At 44.5% G+C, this 23,968-nt stretch carries 24 protein-coding genes; 15 read left to right on the forward strand and 9 right to left on the reverse strand.

The features are described from left to right. Positions 1 to 37: 37 nt before the first annotated feature. On the reverse strand, positions 38 to 1,018 hold the full coding sequence (gene ftsY / locus ACSSU7_RS00355) for a signal recognition particle-docking protein FtsY (protein WP_492516779.1): 981 nt from the start codon (positions 1,016 to 1,018) through the stop codon (positions 38 to 40). 315 nt (positions 1,019 to 1,333) lie between these two features. Between ftsY and ACSSU7_RS00360 the strand changes: the two genes are divergently transcribed. The 13 genes from ACSSU7_RS00360 (at position 1,334) to ACSSU7_RS00420 (ending at position 12,213) form a co-directional block, all read left to right on the forward strand. Then, positions 1,334 to 2,659: a M16 family metallopeptidase gene (locus ACSSU7_RS00360; protein WP_492516780.1), complete on the forward strand. Its 1,326-nt coding sequence runs from the start codon at positions 1,334 to 1,336 to the stop codon at positions 2,657 to 2,659. A 35-nt stretch (positions 2,660 to 2,694) separates the two neighbouring features. Further along, positions 2,695 to 4,035, forward strand: coding sequence for a M16 family metallopeptidase (locus ACSSU7_RS00365; RefSeq protein WP_492516781.1), 1,341 nt, complete (start codon positions 2,695 to 2,697; stop codon positions 4,033 to 4,035). Between the two features lie 138 nt (positions 4,036 to 4,173). Beyond that, the gene (gene rsmD / locus ACSSU7_RS00370) at positions 4,174 to 4,734 is read left to right on the forward strand and encodes a 16S rRNA (guanine(966)-N(2))-methyltransferase RsmD (RefSeq protein WP_492516782.1); all 561 of its coding nucleotides are present in this window, start codon (positions 4,174 to 4,176) and stop codon (positions 4,732 to 4,734) included. Continuing rightward, positions 4,721 to 5,221 (forward strand): pantetheine-phosphate adenylyltransferase, encoded by a 501-nt coding sequence (gene coaD, locus ACSSU7_RS00375; RefSeq protein WP_492516783.1) that lies wholly within the window; start codon positions 4,721 to 4,723, stop codon positions 5,219 to 5,221. The genes rsmD and coaD overlap by 14 nt, the downstream gene beginning before the upstream one ends. Before the next feature lie 3 nt (positions 5,222 to 5,224). Beyond that, positions 5,225 to 5,476, forward strand: coding sequence for a YfhL family 4Fe-4S dicluster ferredoxin (locus tag ACSSU7_RS00380; RefSeq protein WP_331020173.1), 252 nt, complete (start codon positions 5,225 to 5,227; stop codon positions 5,474 to 5,476). 16 nt (positions 5,477 to 5,492) lie between these two features. Continuing rightward, a complete protein-coding gene (gene gloA / locus ACSSU7_RS00385) occupies positions 5,493 to 5,882 on the forward strand; it encodes a lactoylglutathione lyase (RefSeq protein ID WP_492516784.1) in 390 nt (129 codons plus the stop codon). A 73-nt stretch (positions 5,883 to 5,955) separates the two neighbouring features. Next, positions 5,956 to 6,210, forward strand: a complete 255-nt coding sequence (locus tag ACSSU7_RS00390; protein WP_331020175.1) for a GIY-YIG nuclease family protein — start codon at positions 5,956 to 5,958, stop codon at positions 6,208 to 6,210. After that, positions 6,200 to 6,445, forward strand: a complete 246-nt coding sequence (locus ACSSU7_RS00395) for a hypothetical protein (protein ID WP_492516785.1) — start codon at positions 6,200 to 6,202, stop codon at positions 6,443 to 6,445. The genes ACSSU7_RS00390 and ACSSU7_RS00395 overlap by 11 nt, the downstream gene beginning before the upstream one ends. Positions 6,446 to 6,668: 223 nt before the next feature. After that, on the forward strand, positions 6,669 to 8,360 hold the full coding sequence (locus ACSSU7_RS00400) for a cation:proton antiporter domain-containing protein (protein WP_492516786.1): 1,692 nt from the start codon (positions 6,669 to 6,671) through the stop codon (positions 8,358 to 8,360). Between the two features lie 271 nt (positions 8,361 to 8,631). Beyond that, positions 8,632 to 9,114 (forward strand): hypothetical protein, encoded by a 483-nt coding sequence (locus ACSSU7_RS00405; RefSeq protein WP_492516787.1) that lies wholly within the window; start codon positions 8,632 to 8,634, stop codon positions 9,112 to 9,114. A gap of 45 nt (positions 9,115 to 9,159) precedes the next feature. Continuing rightward, positions 9,160 to 10,221: a hypothetical protein gene (locus ACSSU7_RS00410; protein ID WP_492516788.1), complete on the forward strand. Its 1,062-nt coding sequence runs from the start codon at positions 9,160 to 9,162 to the stop codon at positions 10,219 to 10,221. Positions 10,222 to 10,299: 78 nt separating this feature from the next. Beyond that, complete coding sequence (locus ACSSU7_RS00415) at positions 10,300 to 10,872, forward strand: hypothetical protein (RefSeq protein ID WP_492516789.1); 573 nt, start codon at positions 10,300 to 10,302, stop codon at positions 10,870 to 10,872. 1,086 nt (positions 10,873 to 11,958) lie between these two features. Beyond that, positions 11,959 to 12,213 carry a hypothetical protein gene (locus ACSSU7_RS00420; protein ID WP_492516790.1) on the forward strand — a complete coding sequence of 85 codons (255 nt, stop codon included), beginning with the start codon at positions 11,959 to 11,961 and terminating at the stop codon, positions 12,211 to 12,213. Positions 12,214 to 12,441: 228 nt separating this feature from the next. Here ACSSU7_RS00420 and ACSSU7_RS00425 read toward each other — a convergent pair whose 3' ends face one another. The 8 genes from ACSSU7_RS00425 to waaC all read right to left on the reverse strand — a co-directional run bounded on the left by ACSSU7_RS00425 (position 12,442) and on the right by waaC (position 21,918). After that, complete coding sequence (locus ACSSU7_RS00425; RefSeq protein WP_492516791.1) at positions 12,442 to 12,864, reverse strand: DoxX family protein; 423 nt, start codon at positions 12,862 to 12,864, stop codon at positions 12,442 to 12,444. A 224-nt stretch (positions 12,865 to 13,088) separates the two neighbouring features. After that, positions 13,089 to 14,417: a DUF4129 domain-containing protein gene (locus ACSSU7_RS00430; protein WP_492516792.1), complete on the reverse strand. Its 1,329-nt coding sequence runs from the start codon at positions 14,415 to 14,417 to the stop codon at positions 13,089 to 13,091. After that, positions 14,414 to 15,676, reverse strand: coding sequence for a DUF58 domain-containing protein (locus tag ACSSU7_RS00435; RefSeq protein WP_492516793.1), 1,263 nt, complete (start codon positions 15,674 to 15,676; stop codon positions 14,414 to 14,416). The genes ACSSU7_RS00430 and ACSSU7_RS00435 overlap by 4 nt, the downstream gene beginning before the upstream one ends. 14 nt (positions 15,677 to 15,690) lie before the next feature. After that, complete coding sequence (locus tag ACSSU7_RS00440) at positions 15,691 to 16,614, reverse strand: AAA family ATPase (RefSeq protein WP_492516794.1); 924 nt, start codon at positions 16,612 to 16,614, stop codon at positions 15,691 to 15,693. A gap of 469 nt (positions 16,615 to 17,083) precedes the next feature. Further along, positions 17,084 to 18,214, reverse strand: a complete 1,131-nt coding sequence (gene dnaJ / locus ACSSU7_RS00445; protein ID WP_492516795.1) for a molecular chaperone DnaJ — start codon at positions 18,212 to 18,214, stop codon at positions 17,084 to 17,086. A gap of 101 nt (positions 18,215 to 18,315) precedes the next feature. Beyond that, complete coding sequence (dnaK, locus tag ACSSU7_RS00450; protein WP_492516796.1) at positions 18,316 to 20,238, reverse strand: molecular chaperone DnaK; 1,923 nt, start codon at positions 20,236 to 20,238, stop codon at positions 18,316 to 18,318. Positions 20,239 to 20,373: 135 nt separating this feature from the next. Then, positions 20,374 to 20,880: a nucleotide exchange factor GrpE gene (gene grpE, locus ACSSU7_RS00455; RefSeq protein WP_492516797.1), complete on the reverse strand. Its 507-nt coding sequence runs from the start codon at positions 20,878 to 20,880 to the stop codon at positions 20,374 to 20,376. Positions 20,881 to 20,958: 78 nt separating this feature from the next. Further along, positions 20,959 to 21,918: a lipopolysaccharide heptosyltransferase I gene (gene waaC, locus ACSSU7_RS00460; RefSeq protein WP_492516798.1), complete on the reverse strand. Its 960-nt coding sequence runs from the start codon at positions 21,916 to 21,918 to the stop codon at positions 20,959 to 20,961. 60 nt (positions 21,919 to 21,978) lie between these two features. On the opposite strand from waaC, the gene ACSSU7_RS00465 reads away from it, so the two are divergent. Continuing rightward, positions 21,979 to 23,124 (forward strand): glycosyltransferase family 4 protein, encoded by a 1,146-nt coding sequence (locus tag ACSSU7_RS00465; protein WP_492516799.1) that lies wholly within the window; start codon positions 21,979 to 21,981, stop codon positions 23,122 to 23,124. Next, positions 23,117 to 23,938 carry a lipopolysaccharide core heptose(I) kinase RfaP gene (rfaP, locus tag ACSSU7_RS00470; protein WP_492516800.1) on the forward strand — a complete coding sequence of 274 codons (822 nt, stop codon included), beginning with the start codon at positions 23,117 to 23,119 and terminating at the stop codon, positions 23,936 to 23,938. The genes ACSSU7_RS00465 and rfaP overlap by 8 nt, the downstream gene beginning before the upstream one ends. Positions 23,939 to 23,968 lie beyond the last annotated feature (30 nt).

Consider the following 23,968-nt stretch of genomic DNA (forward strand, 5'->3'; position numbering starts at 1 on the left):
TTTTAGTCTTAATATATGCACGCGGATTAAAAATAGTTTACGACTCAATCATCGCGTCAATAAACTCATTGGCATTAAATGGTCTGAGATCGTCAATGGCTTCACCAATGCCAATGTAACGAATCGGAATTGGGCGCGCCTGGGCGATAGCCGCAATCACGCCGCCTTTGGCTGTGCCATCCAGCTTACTGAGTACCAAGCCCGTTACACCCAAGGCGTCATCAAAAATTTTCACTTGAGATACTGCGTTTTGCCCAGTGTTCGCATCTAATACCAGTAATACTTCATGCGGTGCACCAGGTAGCGCTTTATCCATCACGCGTTTTACTTTTGCAATTTCATCCATCAGGTGCATTTGTGTTGGTAAGCGCCCTGCGGTATCTGCCAGCACAATATCGATATTTTTAGCGCGTGCTGAGTTGATGGCGTCAAACATCACGGCAGCAGGGTCGCCGCTGGTTTGCGCAACCACATGCACATTGTTACGCTCACCCCAAATCTGTAATTGTTCGCGTGCGGCAGCTCTAAAGGTATCGCCGGCAGCAATCAGTACACTTTTGCCTTCTGACTGAAATAGTTTGGCTAATTTGCCGATGGTGGTGGTTTTGCCCGCACCGTTGACGCCAGCCAACATAATGATAAATGGTTGATTCTTGTTTGTGACTAATGGCTGCTCTAATGGAGAAAGTAAGTCTGATAACGCATCTTTTAATGCCGCTTTGAGCTGTACCGTATCATCAAGGCTTTGGCGTTTTACACGGCTTTTAATGTCATTTAGCAGGTGTTGCGTGGCATTGATGCCCACATCTGAGGTGAGTAATATGGTTTCTAATTCTTCATAGACCTCTGCGTCAATTTTGCCGCCGCCAAAAATACTGGCGAGTTGGTTACCCAACTGGTTTCTGGTTTTTGCTAAGCCCTGTTTTAACCGTGCAGCCCAACTTTGGCTTGGGGTTGCTTCTACAGGGCTGGCCTCTGGCGTGGCTGGTGTTTTGTCTTTTTTGAAAAAATCGAACATAAATTTTTAACTGAGTTTAGTAGCACTATTTTAGCTTAATTTCGCTTGTGGCAAACCAGTTCATTTGATGTATGTTAATGAATATATGTATTTTTAATTGTGTGTTGCCAAATATTAATATTGACCTACCTTGGCAAGGCGATTGTAATTTATATAGATGCTTACTCGTCTGAACTAAGTCAATGGTATCCTTGTCCCAAAAGTTGATTCAATGGCTCAGCTGAGCCGATAGTTTTATACCCGTTGAATATTGATAAAAATAACTGGAGATTAAGTCCTGTGCGTACAAAAAGCTTTTTACTACTTTTGTTAGTAATGCCTATTACTGTTTTTGCTAATCCACTCATTAAAGAGTTTAAGTTGGATAACGGCCTTAAATTGGTTGTGCAAGAAGACCATCGTGCACCAGTTGTGGTGTCTCAGGTATGGTATCGCGCAGGTAGTCTAGATGAAGTAAATGGTAAAACCGGTGTGGCACACGTGCTTGAGCATATGATGTTTAAAGGCACAAAAAACGTACCGGCAGGCCAGTTTTCACGTCTTGTTGCCGCTGCCGGTGGTAAAGAAAACGCCTTTACCAGTACTGACTACACTTGTTATTTCCAACAGCTAGAAAAATCACATTTACCCCTCTCGTTCAAACTGGAGGCTGACCGCATGGAGAATCTGCAGTTGAGTGAAGCAGAGTTCGCTAAAGAAATTAAAGTGGTGATGGAAGAGCGGCGCTGGCGTACCGATGATAAGCCGCAATCGCAGGTGAATGAGGCGTTTCAAGGGGTGGCGTATCGCGCGCACCCATATTCACGCCCAGTGATTGGGTTTATGAATGATCTAGAAAATATGACCGTTGCCGATGCGCGGGAGTGGTATCACAATTGGTATGCGCCTAATAACGCTACCTTGGTAGTGGTGGGCGATGTGAAAGCTGATGATGTTTATCAGTTGGCAAAGCAATATTTTGGCAAAATAAAAGCCAAGGTATTGCCTGAGCGTAAGCCGCAAGTAGAGCCAGTTCAGCTGGGTGAGCGGCGCGTGGTAGTGAAAGCGCCGGCAAAGTTGCCTTACCTGTTGATGGGCTACCATGTACCGCCCGTTATTAACCCTGAGTCAGATTGGGAGCCTTATGCTTTGGAGGTGTTGGCAGGCGTATTGAGTGGCAATCCTGCAGCACGTTTAAATCAGAGCCTAGTGCGAGATACCCAATTAGCGATAGATGTGGATGCGGGTTACGATTTATTAGCGCGTGGTCGTCAAAGCTTATTTTCATTGGATGGTACGCCAAGTGAAGGTAAAACCGTACTTGAATTGGAGCAGGCTTTAATCCAAGAGGTAGAAAAAATTAAGAAAACAGGTATTTCGCAACAAGAGCTCGAGCGAGTCAAAGCTGGTGTGATTGCTTCGGATGTGTACCAGCGCGACTCCATGTTTTATCAAGGCATGCAGCTTGGTACGATTGAAACCATCGGGCTCTCTTGGAAAATGCTAGAAGATTACCCTAACAAATTGCGCGCAGTGACGGCAGAGCAAGTGCAAGCGGTTGCAAAAAAATATTTGCACCAAGATAACCTAACGATTGCGACACTAGACCCGCAACCGATTGCGCCTAATGCAAAGCCTCAGGGTAAACCGCACGTACATTAATTAAATATTACACTTTGATTCTTAAGGTAAAAATAATGAGTTTGCAATATATAAAAAGAATAGTGGCATCTGGTTTTTTAATTGTCAGCACTGGGGCAATGTTTTCAGCAACCAGCGTACAAGCAGCGGTTAAGATTGAGCAGTGGCAAACCACTGCCGGCTCAGCGGTGTATTTCGTAGAAAATCATGACTTACCGATTTTAGACCTTAGCGTAAATTTTGCGGCGGGCAGTGCACGTGATACGGCAGAAAAGTCTGGCGTAGCAAGCATTACGCGCTACTTGATGACACTAGGTGCCGCCGGCATGAACGATGAAGCGATTGCCAATAAATTTGCCGACGTAGGCGCAGTGTTGGGCGGTAGTTTTGATGCAGATCGTGCTGCATTATCGCTACGTACTTTAAGCAGTGAGCGCGAGCGCTTGCAGGCACTTAATGTGTTTACGCAGATTCTGCAAAAGCCAGACTTTCCCGATGCAGTGCTGGCGCGTGAAAAAGCACGCATAATTTCAGGCTTGCAAGAGTCTGCCACTCAGCCAGAAAGTATTTCAAGCAAAGCGTTTATGACAGCACTGTATGGTGCGCATCCGTACAGTCTGGATGATAGCGGTGAAATTGATACCGTAGCAGCCATTAAGCGTGATGATTTAAGCAAGTTCTATCAGCAATATTACGGCGCCAAGGGCGCGGTCATTGCAATTATTGGCGATGTGACGCGCGAGCAAGCGCAGCAGATTGCTGAAAGCATCAGCATTGGGCTGCCAGCATCGCCTGCACCAGCGCCGATTGCGGCTGTTGCTGCACCAAGCCAGGCAAAAGAGCAGCGTATTGCGCACCCGGCATCTCAATCGCATATTTTATTGGGCTATACAGGCATTAAACGTAATGACCCTGATCTGTTCCCATTGTATGTAGGTAACTATATTTTAGGGGGTGGTGGGTTTGTCTCTAGGCTGACAGAAGAGGTGCGCGAGAAGCGAGGCTTGGTGTATAGCGTGTACAGTTATTTCATGCCTATGGCTGAGGCAGGGCCGTTCCAGATTGGTTTGCAAACCAAAAAAGATCAAGCCGAGGCTGCATTGGCGCTGGTGCGTGAAACACTGGAAAAATTTCTTAAAAATGGTGTTACCGAGGCGGAGCTTAAGGCTGCCAAAGCCAATATCATTGGTGGTTTCCCTATGCGTATTGATAGCAATAAGAAGATTTTAGATTATTTGAGTGTGATTGGTTTTTATAAATTACCGTTGAATTATTTGGATGGGTACAATAAAAGCGTAGAAAACGTGACCGCTGCGCAAATTAAAGACGCTTTTAATCGCCGCCTTAATCCGCAAAACTTTGTTACAGTGATTGTGGGCGACCCTAGCGCGCAGTAACTGTTGTGTCATCTTGCTATGTTTAAATCAGTGGCCGGTTTTTATTGCGATGGTAGCAAGGGTTTTAATTGGCATGGGGTGTGATGAGAATTGATAGTAAAATGCGGTTTTATTGCAATTAATCGCACCGCATTTAATATGGCCGAAAAAAAACTAAATACTGTACGCATCAATGCGGGAGAATGGCGGAGCCGTTTACTCAAGTTTCCTGATGCACAAGGCTTACGCCCAACGCCAGAGCGCGTCAGGCAAACGGTATTCAACTGGCTGGGGCAAGACCTAACCGGTAAAAAATGCTTAGATTTATTTGCCGGCACTGGGGTGATGGGGTTTGAAGCGCTATCGCGCAATGCTAAGTCCGTGGTGTTGGTAGAGAAAACCACCGCAGTATATCGCGCTATGTTAGACAATAAGGCTATGCTCAAAGCCGATGCCGCGCAGGTGCTTAACATGGATGCCTTGGTTTTTTTAGATAAAAATCAGGAGTTGTTTGATGTGGTTTTTGTGGACCCGCCATATCACCAAGGCTGGCTGGATAAAGTGTTAGCACAACTGGCTAAGCATTTAAATGCACAAGGCGTGGTCTATGTGGAGGCTGAATATACATTGGCCGATGACGAAACTTGGCAAGTATTTAAGCAGAGTAAAGCAGGTAATGTCTTTTATCATCTGATAAAATTGCGCGATGACACAAACTAAAAAACGCATTGCTGTTTACCCCGGTACTTTTGACCCGATTACGTTGGGGCATGAAGATCTTGTGCGCCGCGCCGCCTATTTGTTTGATGAGGTTGTGGTCGCGGTAGCGGGTAGTACCAATAAAAATACCTTATTTAATTTGGAAGAGCGTGTTGCACTGGCACAAAATCTGTTCGCCTCTTACAACAATGTAAAAGTCGTTGGTTTTAGCGGTTTGCTGATGCAGTTTGTGCAAGACCAAGCTGCGCAGGTTGTGATTCGCGGCCTACGTGCAGCCTCTGACTTTGAGTACGAGTTTCAACTGGCTGGTATGAACCGTAAGCTTTATCCAAAACTAGAAACCCTGTTTTTAACGCCTTCAGAGCAATATATGTTCGTGTCTTCAAGCTTGGTGCGTGAAGTGGCTAAATTAGGCGGTGCGGTAGATCAGTTCGTGTCTAAATCAGTTGAAGATGCGATTGTGAAAAAATTAAAAGTGAGTCTTTAGTTTATGGCGTTGATGATTACAGATGAATGCATTAATTGCGATGTGTGCGAGCCGGCATGCCCGAATAGTGCAATTTATCAGGGTGAAGAGATCTACGAGATCAACCCGGATTTATGTACCGAATGTGTAGGGCACTATGATAAGCCGCAATGCCAGCAGGTGTGCCCGATAGATTGTATTCCGCTAGACCCAGATAAAGTGGAATCTAAAGAGCAACTTCTTGAAAAATATCATCAATTAACAGCATCTAATTAATAATAAGGATAAGCAAATGCGCATGCTACATACTATGCTTCGTGTTGGTAACATGGAGCGCTCAATTAAGTTTTATACCAAAGTGTTAGGCATGAAGTTGTTACGTCAGCATGATTACCCAGATGGTCAATTTACCTTGGCCTTTGTGGGCTATGGTGCTGAGAGTGACCATACCGTATTAGAGTTGACCTACAACTACGGTGTAGAAAGCTATGACATGGGCAAGGCTTACGGCCATATTGCCATCGAGGTTGATGATGCTTACAAAGCCTGTGAAGCTGTGCGTAATGCTGGCGGCAAAGTGGTGCGTGAGGCTGGCCCGATGATGCACGGCACAACCGTGATTGCATTTATTGAAGACCCGGATGGTTACAAAGTCGAGTTCATTCAGGCCGGTACTTTTTAACTCTTATCGGCAAAGGGCGTGCATGGTGTTGCCCGTTTAATTGCCAACAAGAATTCATGTTAATGCTGGTGAAATGACTTGGTGCTTATACCTGCTGGAATGTAAGAACGGTGCTTACTATGCAGGAATTACCAATGATTTAGCATCAAGGTTTTCTGCGCATGTGGCCGGTAAAGGCGCGCGCTATACCCGCGCCAACCCGCCTATTAAAATTCTAGCTTCAAAGCCTTATCCAGATCGCTCGACTGCAAGCGTTGCCGAGGCGCAGTTGAAAAGTCTACCCAGACATAAAAAACTCAATTTTTTTGAGGGTGTTAATGATGGATAAAGTAGCTTTACTCAAAGCAGTGCAGGCCGCACAGGCGGGGGATTGGGATGCTGCGCATCAGGTCGCGCAAGACTGTAGTAGCCCCTCCGCTAATTGGCTGCATGCGGTGCTGCATAAAATAGAAGGCGATGAGTGGAATAGCAAGTACTGGTATGGCCGTAGCGCAGGGCGTAGTTATCAGGACTTTTCTGATATTGAGGCAGAGTTGGGCGCGATACTCCAAAGTTTAATCTAAATAATAAGAACGATATGCAGATGCCCCTTGTCTGCTATATGTACGACATTTAATTGGTCGTCATAATAAAGCTGCTTGATGCGTATTGCTATGTCAGGCGGCCACTGAGCTAAAGTGTTAGGCAAGTAAAAACGCTTGCAGTACCAGTGCTTAAAACATCATCAAGAAAATAATTCAAATAAACGCCAACTGATAAGTTGGCTCGATAAAGTTGTAAAGGCCTATGGATCATAACGTCACACTCATTAGTACTATCGCCGCCGGATTTGGCCTTGCTTTAATTTTTGGTTTTATTGCCGAGCGCTTTAAGCTATCTGCCTTGGTGGGCTACTTAGTCGCCGGCATGGTGATTGGACCTGCGACCCCTGGGTTTGTGGCCGATGCCCATATTGCCTCTCAATTATCAGAAATCGGCGTCATGTTGCTCATGTTTGGCGTGGGGCTGCACTTTTCCGTTGATGATTTAATGTCGGTTAAGCGTATCGCAATACCGGGTGCAATTGTGCAAATGAGTATCGCTACTGTACTTGGCATGTACGTTGCCAACGCTTGGGGATGGACGTTTGGTGAAGGGCTGGTATTTGGCCTAGCATTGTCTTGCGCCAGTACAGTGGTGCTGCTAAGAGCGTTGGAATCCAGAAACTTGATGCAAAGCATCAACGCTAAAATTACGATAGGCTGGTTAGTGGTGGAGGACCTGCTGACGGTACTGGTGCTTGTGCTGTTACCTCCGTTGGCAAGTTTATTAGGTGGTACGGCGGTGGATGGCGGAGCAACCTCGATTTGGCAAACCCTCGGCCTGACACTATTGCAGGTAGTGGCATTCATCGTGATTATGTTAGTGGTTGGTAAGCGTTTGTTGCCATGGCTGCTATGGCACGTAGCTAAAACAGGCTCACGTGAGCTTTTTACGCTATCTGTGATCTCGGCCGCTATTGGTATTGCCTACGGTGCCGCAGTGCTGTTTAGTGTTTCGTTTGCGTTAGGCGCATTCTTTGCGGGCATGGTGATGCGTGAGTCTGAGTTTAGCCATCGTGCCGCGCAGGAGTCATTGCCGCTAAGAGATGCATTCGCGGTGCTTTTCTTTGTTTCAGTGGGAATGCTGTTTCAGCCGTCAATTCTGCTAACTAAGCCATTGAGCGTGCTTGCGGTAGTTGCGGTAATTGTTGTTGGTAAGTCAATAGCAGCGATGGCGATTACACTAGCATTCCGTTACCCGCTTAATACAGCGCTAGTCGTAGCTGCAAGCCTTGCGCAAATCGGTGAGTTCTCTTTTATCTTGGCTGGCCTAGGTGTGTCGCTCGGTATTTTGCCAGCCGAAGGCATGAGCCTGATTCTGGCTGGTGCATTAATTTCTATCGCGATTAATCCTTTGTTGTTCTCAGCCATTAAGCCATTTAGAAAGTGGCTGGTAGGCCTCTCCAGCTTGGCGAGAGAGTTAGAGCAAAGGGTAGACCCATTTGCTGAACTACCCATGAGTACTGAGCGTAAATATTTAGAAGGGCAGGTAGTGCTTGTGGGCTATGGACGGGTTGGTAGCCGGATTGCCAACGAGCTAAAAGAGCATAATATCCCTTTTGTGGTTGCCGAGCAAAATCGTGCCATTGTGGAAAGCTTGAGGAAAAAAGGCATTCCTGCCGTTTCAGGTAATGCGTCTGAACCTGGGGTGTTAATCCAGGCGCATATTGCGAATGCCTCTATGTTAGTCGTAGCAACGCCAGAGCCGATTGACGTGCGCAAGATGGTGGATACTGCGAAAGCGCTTAGACCTGAAATTGAGATTGTGTTACGGACACATAATGAAGATGAGTCCGAATTATTGCGCAAAGATAAATTAGGTACAGTGTTTTATGGGGAAGAGGAGTTGGCGATTGGCATGTCTAAATTTGTCGTGAACCAGTTCGCGCCTAAATAGCAGTGTAGGTTTTTCTCAAAAAATTAGATTATTTTTAAAGTGATTAAACCTGAGTGACTAATTTCGGCCCAAAGCGGTCAGTCATTTATTTAATAATTGTTCAAATTCAATTACAATCAATTCGATCATGCTGCGTCTCTATATTAATATTTCAATATAGAGACCGAGAAACAATAAAACTAAGAAAAGACAAGGGATTCCAGCCATGTGCCACGAATTTTCAATTATTAATATACGGACCCATGGGTCTCTATATTAACTGTTAGCGATCATGAAAAAACTCTTCTCTACTATCGGTGCAGCCCTGGGTCTTATGGCGATTGCCACGCCCACGACACAAGCAGCACAAACTATCTTCGAATCCGTACTTTATGCATCGAAGAAAACCAACGAGCTAATGCCGGTTTGGGAACAGTTTGTGAATACACAATTCTTTGTAGTTATTATTCGTCATGACAGTGAGCCAAAAACGAAAGATTTTAGATTCTCCGTTTTCAACAATCCTGTCGACAACCAGCCCTATGTTCTTATCTCTGAGCACTTGGAGCGTCTCGATAATGTACAAAGCGGTGAAGCAATAAAGGTCACTGGCGCACAACTTGTCGAGTTGCTACGTCCAGAATTAGGTGTCCTTATCGGTGGTCTTGAAGATGGAGCGTTCGCGATTCCCAATAATCTGGTTCAGTGGCTACGAGAAAGTATTCAGCCATCGCTAACCCATCATTCAAGCGGGACGCCTAACGGCGCCCCTTAATTCAAACGTTAGCAATCACAAGCACTCTCAACTCAAGGCTCCTCCATGGCAAAACGCGACCCAAACGTAACAGCCCGAAACAAGGCCATTGCACAAATTACTGAAGAGATGAAACCTCTCCAACCTGCTTGCTTCAAGGAGTCAGGGCGTAGAGACGAAGCGTCTTTAAATGCCTTCATTGGATCAAAGGCTGACGACTTCATTGACTTGAAACATGAGGTCATTACTACGCCAGAAGACTACGTACATAAATGGATTGCTGGCATGGAAAAGCAAGCCAAGTCAGCGTCTGTTGAAATTCAGACGCTGCTTCAGAACAAAAAGAACAAGAGCTTCAAGAAATACGTCTTTATGTTCTTGCGAAGAAGTTTCCTGAAGCACTACAACGAGCTTTGTAAGAAACGTCCTGAGACTGGAGATGCGGAGATTTGGTTTGGCGTCAACGACGCGCACTATGGACTCTTTGTGACTCCTCGATGGAATGGTTCAGCTTGGGAAAATGACAAATCCGAGATAAGGGCCGTGCGCTTCAAATACTGGACAATCGGCCATGTACTTCAAACTGGTCTGTGTTATCCAGACGAAGACGACAAGTATGAATTCTCGAAGAAAGAGGACTACTTGGCATTTCTTAAGGCGCAGGCGCGACTAACGAAGTCGCAGTATCAGATCGGCATAGTCGATAAATACATCGAGTTCGTTGAGTCATCTGAGCACCCTCTCGATATTCCTCTTCTTATCCCTGAGCTTCGTTACGACGGTAGCGGGCGAAAGCACAGGCATCGGCTAGATTTCCTCATCATCAATCCATTCACAATGGAAAAGGTAGGCTTCGAAATTTCACCATGGTCTACGCATGGAGCCCTCTCTGGGAAACATAAAACTCTAATAGAATTAAACAAGGAGGCGCGCGAAAATTTTGAAGCTGAGGTACATAAGGCTCGGGCTTATTTTAAGAAATACAAGATCCCAGTCCTTCATTTCACCGATACAGACTTGAAAGACCTTGATGAAGTCTTCAGTCACATCAGCACCTACCTTGACCCAGGTATTCCGCCAAAACAGATGGAGATGGGGTTATTCAGCGAGTATTTCGGTGATTGCTAACCCATCATTCAAGCGGGACGCCTAACGGCGCTCCTTAATTCAAACGTTATACTTCCAGTATCAGCAATTTCCAAAAATATGATCAACGACCCCAATTTCCAAAAAAATCTCATCGTAAGTATTATTACATCAGTTCTAGTACTTATATTCATAGAGCCATTACTTAAATGGTCAGCGAACAGCATTATGTGGCTTGGAGCGAACTTATCAGAGAGCTTCACAAAATCCCTCTACATGAGTGCCGCACTGGGGTTGCGAGAAAAATACTCATTCATGACACTCCTATTCCTGCTTTCAGGAATAACAGGCGTCATGGCCGGAGTCATGTCCGCAAGATTTATACACAAGAACGCCCAAAAAATCACCCAGCCCGCACGATATAAGAGGGTCATAAGCGCCATACTGCTATTCGTATTTTTCCTTTCTGGGATCAGCTCCATAACAAGCAACTTCATTGAACTTCAACTTAACGCCTCATTCAATCAGAGAGTTACTGTTTTGGCGCCAAAAATATCAGACCAACAAGTTAAGGAGCTTAAGGCTGCATGGGCTCTGATGGCGGGAAGAAAAGACTACGAAGCAATAAATTTGAGCCTCAATCAACTAGCAAAGTCCACTGGAACTCGCCTACCAGAGGCACTATGGGAATAGCAGCCAAACATTTCAGCTGGACTACCAAGGGTGCTTACAAGAGTTTAGTGCGCACTCAAACCAAGTCAGTTCAAGGTTATATTTACAGAATTAGCCTACGCGCTTCGCGCTCCAGCGCCGGCTAACTAGGGCGTGAATGTCAGCTTTGGGCCGAAACTAGTCTCTCGTATTTTATTACTCCAAAAATAATTGAGAAAAAACTAGAAGTTAGTGGGGGTCTATCTAAATGAAGATTGAAACAAGCGGGTATTACGATATTAAATTTCGTCCCGTGGCAAAGTAATGCTACCGCTATCGTCCCATGGCAAAATAATGCTTTCTGATTAATAAAAATTAATTCGAAAATCTAGTGGGAATCTACGTCTCAAGGCAATATATTGGTTCCAGAAGAGTCTGCGGAATTTATCTCAGTGACAAATTGTGGAAGCATAACTTTGTCCTAAAGGCAGCTTTATGCTTCCAAATCAAGAAGCCAGAGATATGTTTCCATTAATAGGCTGCTCTGACATGCTTCCTCTCATTTATATTTAAATAATCGGCAGAGTGGCTGCACATCGCCACTTCAACAACTGAATCACCCCATTTGTTACTGATCAATCGAGTTTAAAGAGAGTATTTATGGCTAAAAATGACAGCTTTATTATTTTTTTATAGGTTTTATTCAAGCTCTTCCCTTCCATCAATTGTAGGAGCATCACGAATGATTGCTAGTTTTTTGATTGCTTCTCTTTTTTGTAGTTGGTTAATTGTTTTGGCATTTTTAGTGAAACAACCAATTATTTTTTACTGAAATGATAAAGTGTAAAAATGCGAACCTTAACTTGCAAGACATGCCACCAATTGGCTCATTCATTGTTTTAACGAATGTGTATTTAAATGAAGATGGCCAAAAGTTAAGGAAAGAATTAATCGAAAGCTTTATTTATTTTGTTATATCTATGTTTTTTGGGGTAGGAATGACTTATATAGTTAAGTGGTACATTTAATAAACATTAAGACCGTATTGCCTGCGCATGTGCCAATGTTTCAGGCGCCCCCTATCTTTATGACCAAATCAATACAGAAAACTTAACACAAGGACACCGCATGAAAAAACTATTAGTAACAATCCAATTAGAGCTAGACATTCCTGACACATGGGACTTGGTAGAGCATCCCGACCAAGTACAAGCAATTAAGATGGATAATGGGCAGTATATGCACATGAGCTTCTTGCCTATGATGACATCAGACTTTAAAGCAGGTGCTGAGTGGTCGAGCGAATGTCCCGATGAGTTTACCGAGGAAGTCTTGGATATGGTTGCTGATGAAGAGGTTCTAATGAAGCTTGAAACTGATTAATTAAATGCTGCGCTTAGATACCTAAGTTTTTAGGTATCTCAATATATTTAATTACTTACACATATCAATAACACAGAGCAGCCAACTAAGCATATCAGCGATTGGTATTGCTATATTTAGCCCCCATGGCTTAGTGCCTCAGGGGCTAAATATATAAGTTTGATGTAAGTAAAAGCGTAGTCACTCTTACAGAAACGAGTAACCCGCTTTCATCATCAATTTATTCTGTTAATTCCAGCGATTGCCATTACCTTGAATGCTGAAGCGGCCAGCACCAAGGAAAAACACAGCTAAAGCCGTGGCAAGGAACATGCCTTGTAACTCCAGCGCCCAGCCGCCAGTTTGGTTAAGATGCAGAAGATCACCGGTATGCACCAACAGAATCGCCATTACCATATTGATGGCGATGATAAGGCCGCCTATACGCGCCCATAGGCCGAACAGTACCAGCAAGGGAGCCAGCACCTCACCCACATAAACCAGATTACCTACCGCTGCGGGCAGGCCGGCCTGCGCTACCAAACCGGTCACAAAGTCGGCGCCATTCATTAGCTTGCTAATGCCGTGTAACAGAATCAGGATTGCCAGCGTTGCACGTAGTATGAGTTTACCTGTATCAGCACAATTACTATTCGTTGTCGTAGTCACCATCACATTTTCCTTTTTAATTAGTAGAAACGGTTTACTTCTTATTTATATTGAAACTAAGGCAATACGAAAACTATCACGTCACGCTGTTGTTGAACAGATGCAAGCACATCTGTTCTTAAATTGATATGTTTTGCTGTGTAGCTAGCTCGCGTAGGGCTGAGCTAGATAGCCACTTAGAGCAGCCCCAAGCAGACGTTAGAAGTTGTGCTTTACTTTAGGTCTAGTTACTTAGATAAAGTACGATAGACTTTTTTGTAAAGTGAGTTGAGAGTCTCTAATTCACTTTTATTGTATGGCTTTTCTCCATAACGATAATCCTCAAAGCTTCTTGCTATCATCTTCAACTCCGCTTTAATTTCAGTATTGAAATTACTAGCCTCCTCAAAATACTCTTTAACCGTCATGCGGCGATGTCGTGGTATGTCCTGCAATTCAAATAAACGTTCGGTTGCATAGTAGTAGTTTGATATTGCATATCCTTGCTTGCAATGAATCTTAAAAATGCCTAAGTATAGATAATCAAATCTCGATCTAATCCAAGTGGTTACTTTTAACTCCCGCGTAAAAAAAATAAAAGCAATCGCCAAACATAACAGAAGGCAAAGAATCATTACTTGAATTATCTGTCGTAGATTTTCTTCAATCCACTTTTTAAAAGCACCCCATAAGCTGTCGAAACGCTTTTTCGTTTGCGTAAAGCCTTTGCTTAAATTACCTGAAATGTCCGCGAGCGAGTTGATTGCATCTGCCTGCCATTTAGGCATTCCTTCACGCTTAGCTGCCAAACGCATCTCATCTGGACTCGGCCAATTTGATAGTAAGTTTTTCATGCCAGGCTCTTGAATGGGCAAGTATGACTGGTTGCCTGCTCCTGCCTCCAATGTATGGAGGCTAGCACCAATGGCTGTAGGGTTGCCAAATGTATGATTGAGTTGGTCAATCGTTTTTTGAGGTGTGATTAAATAAAGTAAAAAACCCAGCAGTAGAATCGATAAAGTAGCTGTGATTATTGCTATTGTTTGCCCCACTAGTATTGGAGCTGACAAGCTCCGTGTGCGTAACTCGTCTGATTTGCTATTGATTTGTTCTGCAACGATAGTAGCAACCACAAAAATGACATAGGGAATCAAATAAAACAACATCGTCCAATCTGCACGATAGTGAGACGATGCAAAAACGACCATCACCAAAGATACTAAAATACTAAGATACAGTTGCCTACGCGTTGTCGTGGTGCAGTTATAAGCAACCTGCAATATAGCTAAGATGTAAACAACGGCGCGAAAGATGCCCCATGTGGGAATAAAGATAAAGATGCTGATAACCGCGCCAAAAATGACAAGTCGGCGCATTCTTGTCGTGCCGTATTCAGTTAAGACCCCATTCTGCTTTATCGCAACTCTTATTGAATATCCATATAATAAAATCCAAAAAGACATTTCGAAAGAAAAATACCCATACCGAATATCAAGAAATGCATTACAAGTCACCGCTAAAAGCTGACTAATAAGTAATCCAACGTAAATGGACTTATGTTTTAGTTCAATACTCATGAGTTAAAAGCACTGGTGAGGTTGTCATCTTTTCTAATCGAAAAATAGCCAATGTCCAAATCAAATATACCCGTCCATAGCGAATGGGACTCAGAGTGTGTTCCCATGAAACTAGCTCTATCTAAATGAATGGCAATAATATTTGCCCCTCTGGCTTTCAATAAGGCAAGCGACTGGAGTGTCTCTGAAGCCCGAGCGCTTGGTTCTGAGAGAAATACGATAGCGGTCTGCCCCTCAGTCATTGACATCGCTACTTCTTGTATGACAGTCGAATAAGTGACATCACTATTGGCATCAATAATAGCGAGATAGTCCATAATTTCTCGAAAATGCATTTCGCCCGAGCCCAAACCTATCGAGTCTTCTCCCTGATACGGTGAAACATTGATAGACATACCGTTGTTAGTTGCATATCTAGCGATTGACGCAGCAATGCGGACCGCATATTCAAAGCTAGAATGCTTACCTGTGCCTACATTCGAGATTTTAGATTGATCCAAAATGATATGAAGATTGGCTGAAGCTAGGGGCTCAAATTCTTTGAGCATAAGCTCATTAGTTCTCGCTGTAGTTGGCCAATGGATATGACGTGGATTATCGCCTTGACGATATTCTCGCAGTCCTGAAAACTCGGCAGAGCCTGCACCTTTCGGTAACAAAAAGCCACCACGGTGAATCTCACTGGGGGTACCTAAAAGTGGTAGACGTACAATAGGAAAGAGGTCGGGATATATCGTGAGGGTTTGGGTTCCTCCATTTTTGTTTTGATGGGCCTCTAGTAAGCCAAAAGGAAAGCTCGTAGATATGCCAACAGGCCCTAATTGATAGAGCCCTCTCTTTTCACAGCCCACTGAGACCTTAAAACTATGCGTTGCACCGCTACCAATATATGCCACCACACCAAGTATTTGAGCGTTTGATTTAATGCCATCTAAACTGTGAATAAAAGGTAGCTTATCTATAGCTTGAATCATGAATCGCGGGATGGTTCCATGGTTGCTGATTTTAATATCAAAAAAGATATGTTCGTTCTCTTTGGCTCTATCCGGCCCGGTGCGAGACACTGATACATTTCGAATAAGCAAGCGTGGAAAAAAATAACTAGCAATCAGTGAGGATAGCAACAGGGATGCGATGAGCCATGGAAACGCTTGCTCTCGGTTTAAAGCAATATAGTAAGCGACCAGTGTTAGCCCCGTAATGATTAGAATCTTTTTGTGACGTAAAACTGGATGCTCTTTAATAGAACTCAGAATCATTTTTTGATCCTAAATCAAATTGGCGGAGTAACCTGATTAAGCACTTCCTTGAGAATAATTTTGCTTGTTTTCCCTAAGGATGCAGCTTGTGGGCGGATAATCAATCTATGCTCCAGGACTGCATGAGCCATTGATTTCACCATGTCAGGCGTAACGTAATCTCGCCCACGTAAATACGCATAAGCTCTAGCACCTCTAGCTAATGCAAGCGTTCCTCGAGGGCTTGCTCCCAATCTTAAGTCTGGATGGCTTCGAGTTGCGGAAGTTATTTCAGCTATATATCTAGCAACGTCTGCATTTAAATGAATCTTTCTTACCTCTGCACGGGCTTCAAGTATAGATGCCTCAGTGGCAACCGCTTTAAGGTCATCTATGGGATGTTTAGAGGTCTGTGCATTCATGATGCTGATTTCGCCATCTAGTGATGGATACCCTACGCTTAAGCGCACAAAGAATCTATCAAGTTGTGCTTCTGGTAGCACATGCGTTCCCGCCATATCAATGGGGTTTTGAGTGGCAAGCACCATGAACAACGGTGGTAGAACGTGTGTTTCGCCATCTACACTGACGCGAAACTCCTCCATACATTCTAGAAGTGCCGATTGAGCTCTAGGGGTTGCACGGTTTACTTCGTCAGCAAGCAGGAAGTTTGTGAATACTGGGCCAGGACGAAAGACAAACTCGCTGGTCTTTTGGTTATATATTGGTACTCCAGTAATGTCGGAAGGAAGCAGGTCTGGAGTGCACTGCAATCGCTTCATGTCGACATCGATTGATTTGGCCAGTGCACGTGCCATCATGGTCTTACCTGTACCTGGCACATCCTCTATAAGAACATGACCTTGGGAGATCAATGAAATAACGGCTAACTCAACAACCTCCCGCTTACCAATAATAACTTTTTCAATATTATTAATAACATCCTGAATGGCTTTCATTGGTTATCCTTTTTATATTTTATAAAAATAATAGCCTAATCATGATGGGAAAGTAAGTGAATATTAATTACTAAGAGTAGATTGATTAAACTAAAGCTTCTTGGCACCTGTGCGACACTCCATAAGCGACTAGTTTTACCCCATAAACAGCTAGCACCAACCGCATAAAGCACTAGTAGAAAAGCCTGATAATTCAGGCTTTTTTATGGACATAGAAATTTGAAATCGTGGACTACCAAGTTATGGCGGTCATGTTTTAATTAAAGCGTAGGATTGGTCATTAATAACTGCTAACGGCCCAAAGTCGACATCAATTAAAGAGTTTTTAGAAGCGCCTTTTTGTTATGTTGGTAGGATTGTCTATAAAGCTGAGAGCGTGCCATGAGTCAAATAAAAAGGCCTGCAATTGCAGGCCTTTTTATTTGAGCATAAAGATTTTGTTTAGCTAAACAACTTATCTAAACATTAATTATCCAAAAAAGTCTTTAGCTTTATCTACCCAGCTTTTATTTTTTGGGCTGTGCTTGCCAGCGTCTGCCTGCGTGCTTTCTTCAAACTCGCGTAACAGTTCTTTTTGGCGTGTAGTTAGTTTTACCGGAGTTTCTACCACTACATGCACCATTAAGTCACCATACTCACTAGAGCGTAGTGGTTTAATGCCTTTGCCGCGTAATCTGAATACGCCACCGGTTTGGGTTTCAGCAGGAATCTTCATTTTTGCTGAACCATCCAGTGTAGGTACTTCAATTTCGCCACCGAGTGCTGCGGTGCTGAAGCTGATAGGCATTTCGCAGTGCAAGTTGCCACCGTCACGTTGGAAAATCTCGTGAGTTTTCAGGTGGATCACAACATATAAATCACCGGTTGGGCCGCCGTTAACACCGGCTTCACCTTCACCACTTAAACGAATTCTATCGCCTTCATCCACACCTGCTGGAATCTTAACGGAGAGCGTTTTGTTTTGTTTAACGCGGCCAGCACCGTGGCAGCTAGGGCACTTGTCTTCGTCTTTAATGACTTTACCTGTGCCGTGGCACTTAGGACAAGTTTGCTGTACTGAGAAAAAGCCTTGTTGCATACGTACTTGGCCGTGACCGCCACAGGTTGAGCAAGTGACAGGTGATTTGCCTGATTTTGCGCCAGTGCCATTGCAAGGGTCGCATTTGGCTTGTACTGGAATGCGAATTTTGGTTTCAGTGCCTTTGGCTGCGTCTTCCAGCGAAATTTCCATGTTGTAGCGCAAATCTGCACCGCGATACACGTTGCTGCGTTGGCCGCGCGCGCCGCCACCAAAAATGTCACCGAAGATATCGCCGAACGCATCGCCGAAGCCTGCGCCACCAAAGCCGCCTGCACCGCCACCCATGCTTTGGTCAACACCGGCATGGCCGTATTGATCATAAGCTGCACGTTTTTGGTCATCAGAGAGCATCTCATAGGCTTCTTTTGCCTCTTTAAACTGATCTTCTGCTTTCGGGTTGTCTGGGTTGCGGTCAGGATGGTACTTCATCGCAAGTTTGCGATAAGCCTTTTTAATCTCTTCTTCAGAGGCATCCTTATTAACGCCTAGAACCTCGTAGTAATCTTTTTTAGCTGCCATATATGTAGTCTGTAGTAGTTAGTTGTGACTTGCTGGTTAAATGGAAAAGTCGTTAGCATCTTTTGACGCTAACGACTATTGACCATAAGCTAGCGCTAAAATTAGTCTTTCTTCACTTCTTCAAACTCTGCATCTACAACGTCGCCATCTACGGTTTTTTCACCTTCTGGGCTAGGTTGAGCACTTTGAGTGTTTGCTTGCGCTTGTTGCTCTGCGTAAACCTTCTCACCTAGTTTTTGTGACGCTGTCGTTAAAGCCTCTGTTTTTGCTTCGATTTCAGCTTTGTCATCTGATTTCAATGCTTCTTCCAGATCTTTAATTGCAGTTTCAATTGCTTCTTTTTCTGCGGCTTCTAATTTATCGCCGTGTTCTGTTAATGATTTTTTCACAGAGTGCACAGCGCCATCAGCAGCGTTGCGTGCATCTACAAGTTCGCGTAACTTGCGGTCTTCATCAGCGTACTTGATTGCATCTTCTTCCATCTTCTTGATTTCTTCTTCAGAAAGGCCGGAGTTCGCCTTGATGGTGATTTTGTTTTCTTTGCCAGTGGCTTTGTCTTTTGCTGAAACATGCAAAATACCGTTAGCATCAATATCAAAAGTCACTTCAATTTGTGGCATACCACGTGGTGCTGGTGGAATGTCGCTCAAGTTGAATTGACCAAGTGATTTGTTAGCAGACGCCATTTCACGCTCGCCTTGCAACACTTGAATCGTTACTGCATTTTGGTTGTCATCAGCAGTTGAGAACACTTGTGATGCCTTGGTAGGGATCGTGGTGTTTTTCTTGATAAGTTTAGTCATCACGCCACCTAGTGTTTCAATACCTAATGACAATGGTGTCACGTCTAGCAACAATACGTCTTTTACGTCACCTTGCAATACGCCACCTTGAATCGCCGCGCCAACTGCAACAGCTTCATCTGGGTTCACGTCTTTACGTGGCTCTTTACCAAAGATTTCTTTTACTTTTTCTTGCACTTTTGGCATACGGCTTTGACCACCAACCAAAATCACGTCGGTAATTTCGTCGATTGAAACGCCTGCGTCTTTAATCGCCATTTTACATGGTGCCATGGTGCGCTCGATCAAGTCATCTACTAATGATTCTAATTTTGCACGAGTGATTTTTACCACTAAGTGTTTAGGGCCAGTTGCGTCAGCAGTGATGTAAGGCAAGTTCACTTCCGTTTGTTGTGCGCCAGAAAGCTCAATTTTTGCCTTCTCAGCCGCTTCTTTCAAACGTTGTTTTGCCAATAAGTCGTTACGTAGATCTAAGCCATTTTCTTTTTTGAACTCATCAGCCAAAAAGTCGATTAAGCGATTATCAAAGTCTTCACCACCTAAGAAAGTATCGCCGTTAGTTGAAAGCACTTCAAATTGATGCTCGCCATCAATGCTTGAAATTTCAATGATAGACACGTCAAATGTACCGCCGCCCAAGTCGTATACCGCGATTTTACGGTCACCTTCTTGTTTGTCTAAACCGAAAGCCAATGCCGCGGCTGTAGGCTCGTTGATGATACGTTTAACTTCTAAACCAGCGATACGGCCAGCATCTTTAGTCGCTTGACGTTGGCTGTCGTTAAAGTAAGCAGGCACTGTAATCACGGCCTCAGTTACTTCTTCACCCAAGTAGTCTTCCGCTGTTTTTTTCATTTTGCGTAAAACTTCAGCTGAGATTTGTGGAGGTGCCATTTTGCTACCGCGCACCTCTACCCATGCATCGCCGTTGTCAGCTTTAGCAATAGTGTAAGGCATTAAGCCGATGTCTTTTTGCACTTCTTTTTCTTCAAAACGGCGACCAATCAAACGTTTTACTGCGTATAGCGTGTTTTTTGGGTTAGTCACGGCTTGGCGTTTTGCAGGTGCGCCCGCTAAAATTTCGCCATCTTCTTGATATGCAATGATAGAAGGCGTAGTACGTGCGCCTTCAGCGTTCTCAATCACGCGTGGTTTGCCACCTTCCATTACGGCTACGCAAGAGTTCGTTGTACCTAAGTCAATACCAATAATTTTTCCCATTTTATTTCCTTTTACTTTAAATTTGTTCCAACTGCTTTTAGCGCTAAAGCTTAAAAGCAGTTTAATTGATAACCTTGTTTGCTAGATGGAGATTGTTTTTTTAAATTCAAGTGCTTTTTATCTAGAAAAAACGAATTACTTGGCCACCATCACTAATGCAGGGCGTAATACGCGATCATTCAAGGTGTAGCCTTTTTGTAGTACGCTAGTCACGGTGTTTGGCTCGCCGCTGTTTTCTAACATTGAAATTGCCTGATGTTTATTTGGGTCGAATTTTTCACCCAATGGGCTGATTTCAGCAATGTTGAATTTCTCAAATACGCTGGATAATTGTTTTGCGGTCAGTTCAACGCCGTCTTTGTAGCTCTGCACTTCAGTCGCCTCAATTGCTAACGCGGCATCTAAGCTATCTTTAACTGCCAGTAACTCGCCTGAAAATTTCTCTAAAGCAAATTTACGCGCTTTGTCGATATCGTCAACCGCGCGGCGGCGGATGTTTTCACCTTCAGCTTTTACATAAAGTACGCTGGCTTTTGCCTCTTCAAGTGCAGCTTCCAGTTCAGCAATTTTTGCCTCTGGTGATTGTACATTTTCTGTTGTTGTTTCTAGCTCAGGTTGCGGCGTAGCTTGTTCGTCTTGCATGTTTGTCCCCGGTTCATTATTAACACTTCTGTGAATGTGGGGATGCCGAATTGAAATTCAAGCCAACTTGCAAAATTTTTATAGAATATTTTTTAGGGCGTCCGTTACCTGTATCGGTTCAGGAATTATATTGATGTTGCCAAGGTTAATGGCAGGGGCGTGAGCGCCTGCATAGACGCCAGTAAGCGCAGGGTTGGTGTCGGTATAAATGGCAACGGTTGGAATGCTCAGTGCAACACTTAAATGTGATAAACCGGTATCAACGCCGACAGCAGCTTGGGCTTGGCTGATAATAGTGGCTAGCTGTGCAATGCTTTGCTTAGGCAATACTGAGGCGTTGTTAAGCGCACCTGCAATTTGCTGTGCACGTTGAAACTCAGCGGCGCTGGCCCAAGGCAGCACGAGCTGTAAATTTAGTTTGGCTAATTCCGTGCCTAGTTTAATCCAATGCGTGACTGGCCATAGTTTACTGTCGCGGCTAGTGCCATGCAGACCCACTACGTAAGGAGCGTTGAGGCTCAGGCTAGGTTGCGCTGACGCGATTATGCTGTAACTAGGTAGGTCAGTAGGTATTGTGTAGCCAAAGCTGAGGGCGGCTAATGCGCGAACTCTGGCCACTGCGTGTTGGTTGCTCGCTACTGGATGGCGAGTGTTGTAAAAGTGGCTGGCGAGTGGTTCGCGGGCGGAGTTTTTATCAAAGCCATGTTTGTGCCCATGGCTGATTGATGTAATCAAGCCGCTTTTTATCAGCCCTTGCGTATCTAAAATTACATCATAGGATTGTTGGGCTATGCTGCGCTTTGCTGCATTAATTTCTGACCAGGTGTTTTTGCTAAAAATTGCTTTGCGCCATCTGCGCAGTGCAACTGGAATCACATGATTTACCCCAGGGTGCAGTTTGGGAATGTCAGCAAAGCTTTCTTCCACCACCCAGTCAATCTCTGCATCCGGATAGTGCGTGCGGATGTCATGGATAATAGGTAGATTGTGGATAACATCGCCTAATGACGAAGTTTTAACGATAAGCAGTTTCAGCATATGTGATATTTTCGCATACAATTAGATTTTTTCATCACCTGTGTAAAGTCTGTTAGCCCATTGAAGTTTGCATTTCTCATTTTTAAAGTGTTTCCATATGGCGGCGTACAGCGCGATATGTTGCGTATCGCCCATGACTGTGTGCGGGCTGGGCACGAAGTCACTATTTACACAGGTGAGTGGCGTGGCGATATGCCGGATGCACGCATCCGCGTGGAGATTTTGCCAAGCCGCGGTTGGTTAAACCATCAGCGCCATCAGTCGCTTATTGATGCAATGCAGCATAAGTTGCAACAGCAGCCTGTGGACTTAGTCGTCGGCTTTAATCGCATGGCGGGCTTGGATGTGTATTACGCGGCAGACCCTTGCTACATTCAGCGTGCGTATGAAGAGCGATCCTGGTTTTATCGCCTGACCGGCCGTTATCGTTTTTTTGCAGCGGCAGAAAAAGCGGTGATGGGGGCGCAAAGTACTTGCCAAATTCTCTTACTCACTGAGCGCGAGAAACTTAGCTTTCAACAGTGGTATGCCACACCTGATGCGAGATTTCATTTACTCCCTCCCAGCATTCCATCGGACAAATTTGCCAATAAAAATCGTGAACAGTGCCGCAGTTACGCACGTCAGCAGTTTGGCTTACCGTCAGATGCCAATATCGTACTGACAGTGGGTTCTGCATTTATGCGCAAAGGAGTGGACCGGGTAATCGACGCTATGGCGGCTTTACCTCAGGCGCTGCAAGGTAAAACCTGGCTGGTTGCGATAGGGGAGTATGAGTCAAATAGTAATATCGCGGCTTATTGTGAAAAGCGAGGAATCGCACACCGATGTCTGCATGTAGGCGGCCGTGCCGATGTTGCGGATTTAATGGTGGGCGCAGATGTGTTTGCGCACCCTGCACGCTCTGAGCTGGCTGGGCTGGTGTTGATTGAGGCGATGACCGCTGGTTTGCCGGTGTTGGTGACAGATGTTTGCGGTTATGCGCCGCACATTGCACAGGCGGATGCAGGCGTGATGCTGCCTGCGCCGTATAGCCAAACTGAGATGAATCATGCATTAGTGCAAATGCTGCAATCGTCGCAGCAAGCACAGTGGCGTGATAACGGTATGCACTACACGAACAATATCAAGAATACATCGTCAGACAGTGCTGAGGCGGATTACATTATCGCGCTTGCGCAAACCAGAGGTAGCTCACTTGACTAAACTAGAATTGCCGGCTTTTATCAGTAAGTTTTTAGGCGCGGATGCTTTTGCTCAAGTCATGCAATTGCAGGGGCGGGTGTATCGTAACGTCACGGGCAGGCGTACTGTGCAGGTGCAGTTTGGTGACGAAAGCTATTTTGTTAAGCAGCACTTTGGCGTAGGCTGGAACGAGATTTTTAAGAGTTTTTTAAGTTTTAAAGTGCCAATTTTAGGTGCACTTACAGAAGTGAGTGCGATTCGGAAACTCAATGAAATTGGCATCGACACCACACCTTTGGTTGGTTACGGAGTGCGTGGCTGCAATCCGGCGACCCAGCAATCTTTTATCATCACTAAAGATTTAGGCGACATTATTTCTCTGGAAGATTTATGTGCAGCTTGGAAAAGCAACCCGCCGAATGCTGAGTTTAAAAAACGCTTAATCATTGCTGTGGCTGAGTTGTCGAGAAATCTACATAAAAGTGGGCTGAATCATCGGGACTTCTACCTTTGCCATTTGTGCTTAGATGCACAGGCGTTGCAGAAAAACCAAATTAAGTTGTACTTAATTGATTTGCATCGCATGCAGATTCGCGCGCAGCCCGCACTGAAAGCGGTGATGAAAGATATTGCTGGATTGTATTTCTCTAGTATGGATGTTGGGTTAACTGCGCGTGATTACCTGCGCTTCAAGCGACATTATGCAACTAATTTTGATGGCGTGACCTTGGGCTTTTGGCAAAATGTAGCAACAAGAGCGGATAAGTTATACGCCAAATTTCACAGTGATAAATTTCAAAAGAGATTACAAAAAGAGCATGCCTCAGTAGATTAAGGCGTTGGTTGCGATTGCATGCAGTCAGGC

Source organism: Methylotenera sp. E1MeOHC1, assembly GCF_058745595.1.

Coding starts and splice junctions, on each gene's coding strand:
- ftsY (WP_492516779.1), bottom strand. CDS start 1,018: ATGTTCGATTTTTTCAAAAAAGACAAAACACCAGCCACGCCAGAGGCC.
- ACSSU7_RS00360 (WP_492516780.1), top strand. CDS start 1,334: ATGCCTATTACTGTTTTTGCTAATCCACTCATTAAAGAGTTTAAGTTG.
- ACSSU7_RS00365 (WP_492516781.1), top strand. CDS start 2,695: ATGAGTTTGCAATATATAAAAAGAATAGTGGCATCTGGTTTTTTAATT.
- rsmD (WP_492516782.1), top strand. CDS start 4,174: ATGGCCGAAAAAAAACTAAATACTGTACGCATCAATGCGGGAGAATGG.
- coaD (WP_492516783.1), top strand. CDS start 4,721: ATGACACAAACTAAAAAACGCATTGCTGTTTACCCCGGTACTTTTGAC.
- ACSSU7_RS00380 (WP_331020173.1), top strand. CDS start 5,225: ATGGCGTTGATGATTACAGATGAATGCATTAATTGCGATGTGTGCGAG.
- gloA (WP_492516784.1), top strand. CDS start 5,493: ATGCGCATGCTACATACTATGCTTCGTGTTGGTAACATGGAGCGCTCA.
- ACSSU7_RS00390 (WP_331020175.1), top strand. CDS start 5,956: ATGACTTGGTGCTTATACCTGCTGGAATGTAAGAACGGTGCTTACTAT.
- ACSSU7_RS00395 (WP_492516785.1), top strand. CDS start 6,200: ATGATGGATAAAGTAGCTTTACTCAAAGCAGTGCAGGCCGCACAGGCG.
- ACSSU7_RS00400 (WP_492516786.1), top strand. CDS start 6,669: ATGGATCATAACGTCACACTCATTAGTACTATCGCCGCCGGATTTGGC.
- ACSSU7_RS00405 (WP_492516787.1), top strand. CDS start 8,632: ATGAAAAAACTCTTCTCTACTATCGGTGCAGCCCTGGGTCTTATGGCG.
- ACSSU7_RS00410 (WP_492516788.1), top strand. CDS start 9,160: ATGGCAAAACGCGACCCAAACGTAACAGCCCGAAACAAGGCCATTGCA.
- ACSSU7_RS00415 (WP_492516789.1), top strand. CDS start 10,300: ATGATCAACGACCCCAATTTCCAAAAAAATCTCATCGTAAGTATTATT.
- ACSSU7_RS00420 (WP_492516790.1), top strand. CDS start 11,959: ATGAAAAAACTATTAGTAACAATCCAATTAGAGCTAGACATTCCTGAC.
- ACSSU7_RS00425 (WP_492516791.1), bottom strand. CDS start 12,864: ATGGTGACTACGACAACGAATAGTAATTGTGCTGATACAGGTAAACTC.
- ACSSU7_RS00430 (WP_492516792.1), bottom strand. CDS start 14,417: ATGAGTATTGAACTAAAACATAAGTCCATTTACGTTGGATTACTTATT.
- ACSSU7_RS00435 (WP_492516793.1), bottom strand. CDS start 15,676: ATGATTCTGAGTTCTATTAAAGAGCATCCAGTTTTACGTCACAAAAAG.
- ACSSU7_RS00440 (WP_492516794.1), bottom strand. CDS start 16,614: ATGAAAGCCATTCAGGATGTTATTAATAATATTGAAAAAGTTATTATT.
- dnaJ (WP_492516795.1), bottom strand. CDS start 18,214: ATGGCAGCTAAAAAAGATTACTACGAGGTTCTAGGCGTTAATAAGGAT.
- dnaK (WP_492516796.1), bottom strand. CDS start 20,238: ATGGGAAAAATTATTGGTATTGACTTAGGTACAACGAACTCTTGCGTA.
- grpE (WP_492516797.1), bottom strand. CDS start 20,880: ATGCAAGACGAACAAGCTACGCCGCAACCTGAGCTAGAAACAACAACA.
- waaC (WP_492516798.1), bottom strand. CDS start 21,918: ATGCTGAAACTGCTTATCGTTAAAACTTCGTCATTAGGCGATGTTATC.